Below are 5,835 nucleotides of genomic sequence, written 5' to 3'. Positions count from 1 at the left end.
AGGATCGCTGGCAGCCGAAGAAGATCTCCAAGGATGCGCTGTACTACCCCGCCAGCGGCTACCAGGAGGACCTGCCCTCGGCGAACGAGTTCACCTGCTTCGCGTACGCGGCCGGGGAGGCCGGCCAGGCGATCAGCGTGCTCACCGGTGTCGAGTTCGTCGGCTCGTTCGCGCTGACCGGCTGCCGGGGCTATCCGGAGCCGATGCCGGGCGGCGGTTCCGGCAGCCTGCTGCTGTCACCGGTGTTCAAGGACACCAAGCTGCTGGCCGAACGGTTCACCGAGCTGGTCTCCCGAACACAGAACGACCTGGCGATCAGCACTCCGCTGATGGGCGCGTACCAGACGTTGGTGGCGCAGACGCCCGGCCGGTTCCGGGTGACGTACCCCATGCAGATGTCGTTGCTCGACTGGATCATCATGCTGCTGGGGATCTGGCAGAACGCCCGGGGCATCCAGGACCGCCGGCCGGTGCTGCCACTGGGCACCCTGATGCCGTACTTCTACGGCGACTACGACCGCGGTTACGTGATCATCCCGGGCTTCTACGACCGGCGCGCCGAGGACCCGACGGACCGGATCGAGAAGACGTACAGCGACGTGGACCAGTTCGTCCGCGACGTGCTGGCGCTGCTCACCGAATACCTGCGCCGGTACGCCGAGGATCCGGCGCACGACCTCGCTGCCGCCGTGCAGGCGATGACCCAGGACGCCGAATACCACCGGCTGGTCGCCGAGTTCAAGGTCTACGACACCCTCTCGTACGGGGTGAAGTTCGCTAACTTCTACCACCCGCTGCTGTGTTTCCTCCGGGCCACCGTCTACCGCTCGGGCGTGTCGGCGTTGCTGAGCCGGAGCACCCAGCTCACCAACACGGGGTTCGACTTCGCCGCCACCTACCAGCCGCAGCCGGTGGTCGTGTCGCCGTACCCGGTGGAGGACCTGGACTTCGCCGCTGACGGCGCGTACTCGGGCTACAACTGGGAGCTGTTCTACCACCTGCCGTTCGACATCGCGATGCGGCTCAACCGGGACCAGCGCTTCGCCGAGGCGCGCAACTGGTTCCACCACATCTTCAACCCGGTCGGCACGGCCGACGGCGCCACGGCCCCACAGAAGTACTGGGTCACCAAGCCGTTCTTCCAGACCGGGGCGCCCGAGCTGATCAGCCAGCGGATCGGCGACATTCTCACGGCGATCGCGGCGGACCCGTCGGGGGCCAGCATCACCGACCTGAAGTTCGCTGTGGAGCAGTGGCGGGCGAAGCCGTTCAACCCGCACGTGGTGGCCCGCAGCCGGCCGGTCGCCTACCAGTTGGCCGTGGTGCTCGGTTACCTGAAGAACCTCGTCGACTGGGGTGACCAGTTGTTCCGGCAGTTCACCAGGGAGTCCGTCACCCAGGCCACCCAGCTGTACATCCTGGCCGACAAACTGCTCGGGCCGAAGCCGAGCGTCGTGCCGCCGCTGGTCACTCCGGCTCCGGCCACCGTCAACCAGCTTCAGGCCTCTGTGGACCTGTTCGGCAACGCGCTGCTGGACCTGGAGAACCTGATCCCCGACCTGGACCTGCTGCCGCACGGCGGGGCCGAGCTGCCCAGCCCACTGAGCTACTCGGCGCTGTACTTCTGCGTCCCGCCCAACGAGGAGATGCTCCGGCTGTGGGATCTGATCGCCGATCGGCTGTTCAAGATCCGCAACTGCCAGAACATCGACGGGGTGGAGAGCATGCTCGCCCTGTTCTCACCACCGATCGACCCGGGGGCACTGGTCCGGGCCGCCGCCGCCGGCATGTCCGTCTCGTCGTTCCTGGCCGGGCTCGGCGCACCACTGCCGAACTACCGCTTCCGGGTGCTGGCCCAGAAGGCCACCGAACTCGTCGGGTACGTCGGCGAGCTGGGCGGCGGGCTGCTCGCGGCCATGGAGAAGCGCGACGCCGAGCAACTCGCCCGGCTGCGCGCCGGCCAGGAGATCGCCCTGCTCGACGCGGTACGGGCGGTCAAGCTCGCCACCATCGCGGAGGCCGAGGGCAACGTCGCGGCCCTGGAACTGAGCCGCAAGGTGGTGGAGGAGCGGCAACGCTACTACGCCGGTCGGCCGTACATGAACGCCTGGGAGATCACCGCCACGGCGCTGTCGGGGGTGTCGCTGCTCGGCGAGGCCGCGATCGCGGTGGGCTACATCCTGTCCGGCGGGCTGAAGCTGATACCTGACTTCACCACCGGCGGTGCCGGCTTCGGTGGCTCACCCACAGTGACCCTGACCATCGGCGGGGACAAGGTCGGCGCCGCCGCCGACTCGGCCGTGATGACCCTGGAGGCGATCGCCCGGGCGCTGGACAAGGCCGCCGGGATGGCCGCCAACCAGGGTGGCTACCGCCGCCGGATGGACGACTGGGAACACCAGGCGGCGCTGGCCGGCCTGGAACTGACCCAGCTCGACCAGCAGATCCTCACCGGGCGGCTGCACGTGGCCATGCTCACCGACGAGTTGGCGGCGCACGACCGGGAAGCCGACAACGCCCGGGCCACCGAGGAGTACCTGCGCGGCAAGTACACGAACACTGAGCTGTACCAGTGGATGGTGAGCCGGGCCAGCTCCGTCTACTTCGGGGCGTACCAGCTCGCCTTCGACGTGGCGAAGAAGGCCGAGCGGTGCTTCGCGCACGAGTTGGGCAGCGAGGCCACGTTCCTGCAACCCGGCTACTGGGACAGCCTGCGCAAGGGGCTGACCGTGGCCGACGCGCTGCGCCACGACCTGAAGCGGATGGAGGTGGCCTACCTCGACCGGCACAGCCGCGAGCGCGAGCTGACCCGGCACGTCTCGCTGGCACAGCTCGACCCGGCGGCGCTGATCGAGCTGCGGGCCACCGGCAGTTGCCTGATCAACGTGCCGGAGGCGCTGTTCGACCTGGACCACCCGGGGCACTACTTCCGCCGGCTGCGTACGGTCAGCCTGTCCATCCCGTGCGTGGCCGGCCCGTACACCCCCGTCACCGCGAAGCTGTCCCTGATCGCCAACCGGTACCGGACCGGCACCGCGGCCCGGCAGGGCGCCACCAGCGCCAAGGACAAGTACACCGAGGTGCCCGGCGACGACCGGTTCGCGTACAACGTGGGCGGGATCGAGTCGATCGCCACCAGCAGCGGCCTCAGCGACAGCGGCATGTTCGAGCTGAACTTCGCCGACGACCGCTACCTGCCGTTCGAGGGCAAGGGCGCGGTTGGCACCTGGCGGCTGGAACTGCCGACGGCGGTCCGCCAGTTCGACTACGACACCATCAGCGACATCATCCTGCACCTGCGGTACACCGCCCGCGACGGCGGCTCGACACTGCGCGGCCTGGTCGAGGACTCCCTACGAGAGGTGCTCAACGAGATGCTGGTCGACGCCGGCCGGACGGGCCTGTACCAGGCCTACAGCCTGCGCCACCAGTTCCCGGACGAATGGTGGCAGCTCACCCAGCAACAGAGCACCGAACTGACCATCGGCCCGGAGCACCTGCCGTACCTGGCCCGCGATCACCAGCCGGTGGTGGACCAGGTGACCTGGTACGCGCGGGTGGACGGTGATCCCGGGACGTACGACCTCACGGTGGCCGGTGACCCGGTGACGTTGAACCGGGACGCTGACCTGCACCAGTGTGTGGGCCAGTCCGATCCGCTGGTGCTCGGTGCCCCGGTCACGCTGGCGGCCGACCCGGACGGCCTCACCGACCTGGTCCTCCTGTTGCACTACCGGCTCGACGGCTGAGGGGGAGCGGTGACGACCAGCTATCCGGTCGGCGGCGGATCGTGGGGGCCGGGGCCCGGCTCCCGGTGGCGCGGCTCCGCCGACCCGACCGGCGCGGGCGCTCCCGACGCGGCGGGTGGGGCGTTCGGGCCGGGCGGGCCGACGGCCGACGCGGCCGGCACCGGCACGCCGCCAGCCGGTCAGGGCACGGCCGGGCCAGGGCTCGGCGGACCGGCGATCAGCCTGCCCACCGGCGGCGGCGCGATCCGGGCCATCGGCGAGACGTTCGCCGCCCACCCGGTCACCGGGACCGGCGGCATGTCGGTGCCCATCCCGGTCAGCGGCAGCCGGTCCGGGTTCCAACCCGACCTGACGCTCAGCTACGACTCGGGCGCCGGGAACGGCCCGTTCGGCCTCGGCTGGCAGCTGCCCGTGCCGGCCATCAGCCGGCGCCCCGACCGCGGCCTGCCCCGCTACGACGACACCGACACCTTCCTGCTGTCCGGCGAGGACGACCTCATCCCGGTGCCCGGCGGCACCCCGGTCGCCGGGCACACGGTGCAGCGGTTCCGGCCGAGGACCGAGGGGGCGTTCGCCCGGATCGAGCGGTGGACCCGGGACTCCGACGGTGACGTGCACTGGCGCACAGTGTCCGGGGCGAACCTGCTGGCCGTGTACGGCCGCGACGGCGACTCCCGGATCGGCCGGGGCGCGAAGGTGCACACCTGGCTGCTCTGCGAGACCCGGGACGACCGGGGCAACGCCATCACCTACACCTACAAGGCCGAGGACGCCGTCGGCCTGGACCTGGACCGGCCGCACGAACGGCACCGCACCGACCGGCACACCAACCGCTACCTCAAGTCGGTGCGCTACGGCAACGCGGTGCCGCTGCTGGACGCCGACGGTCGACGCCCGGTGGACCTGACGCCGGCCCAGATCGCCGACGCCGGCTGGTTGTTCGAGGTGGTGTTCGACTACGGCGAGCACGACCCGGACGACCCGCGCCCGGCTGACACCGGGGACTGGACCTGCCGGCCGGACCCGTTCTCCACCTATCGCCCGGGATTCGAGGTCCGCACCTACCGGCTGTGCCGCCGGATCCTGATGTTCCACCACTTCCCTGACGAGCCGGAGGTGGGAGCGGACTGCCTGGTCCGCGCGGTGGAGCTGGAATACGCCACCGGGCCGGTGCTGTCCACCCTGGTCGAGGTGACGCAGCGCGGCTACTCCCCGGCCGCCGACGGCGGGCACACCAGCGCCGCACTGCCCCCGGTGACCTTCGAGTACATCCCGGCCACCATCGCACCGACCACCCGGGAACTGGACCGGGACAGCCTGGCGAACCTGCCGGCCGGCGTGGACGGGCGCACCGAGCTGTGGGTGGACCTGGACGGGGAAGGACTCGCCGGGGTGCTGACCGGGCACGAGGGTGCCCTCTACTACCGGCCGAATCTCGGCGCCGGCCGGATCGGCCCGGTCGCCGCGCTGCCCACCGTGCCGTCGCTGACCGACCTGGCCGGCGGACGCCAGCAACTGGTCGACGTGAACGGGGACGGGCGGATCGAGCTGGTCCAACTCGGCACCGTCCCGGCGGGCTTCGTCCGCCGCACCGACGACGCCGGCTGGTCCGATCTGCAACCGTTCCGCGAGCTGCCCGCCGTCGACTGGGCCAGCCCCGACCTGCTGCTGCTGGACCTCACCGGGGACGGCCGGCCCGACCTGCTGCTCACCGGGGACACCGTGCTGACGTGGCACGAGTCGCTGGCCGAGGTGGGGTACGGCCCGGCGCGACCCGCGCTCTGGCCCGCCGACGAGGATCGTGGCCCACGGCTGCTGCGCTCCGACGACCGGCAGAGCGTCTTCCTCGCCGACATGTCCGGCGACGGCCTCACCGACCTGGTCCGGGTCCGCGACGGATCCGTCTGCTACTGGCCCAACGTCGGCTACGGCCGATTCGGCGCCAAGGTCGAGATGGACGACGCGCCGTGGTTCACCGGGCAGGACGAGTTCGACCCCGCCCGGGTGCTCCTCACCGACGTGGACGGCACCGGCATGATGGACCTGTGCTACCTGGGCCGACGGGAGATCCGGCTCTGGTACAACC

2 protein-coding genes are annotated in these 5,835 nt (G+C 70.7%); both read left to right on the top strand.

Features of this window, described 5'->3' with window-relative positions:
* Nucleotides 1–3,749, top strand: a 3,749-nt coding sequence (locus KBX53_RS19635) for a hypothetical protein (protein ID WP_210860889.1), incomplete at its 5' end; no start/stop codon positions are given.
* 9 nt (nucleotides 3,750–3,758) lie between these two features.
* A partial coding sequence (locus KBX53_RS19630; RefSeq protein WP_309140810.1) for a SpvB/TcaC N-terminal domain-containing protein occupies nucleotides 3,759–5,835 on the top strand: 2,077 nt, incomplete at its 3' end.

The organism is Micromonospora sp. M51 (genome assembly GCF_018070305.1).
Classification (GTDB): domain Bacteria; phylum Actinomycetota; class Actinomycetes; order Mycobacteriales; family Micromonosporaceae; genus Micromonospora; species Micromonospora parva.
The sequence above is the reverse complement of the archived record's forward strand: the minus strand, read 5'-3'. Positions and strand labels throughout refer to the sequence as shown.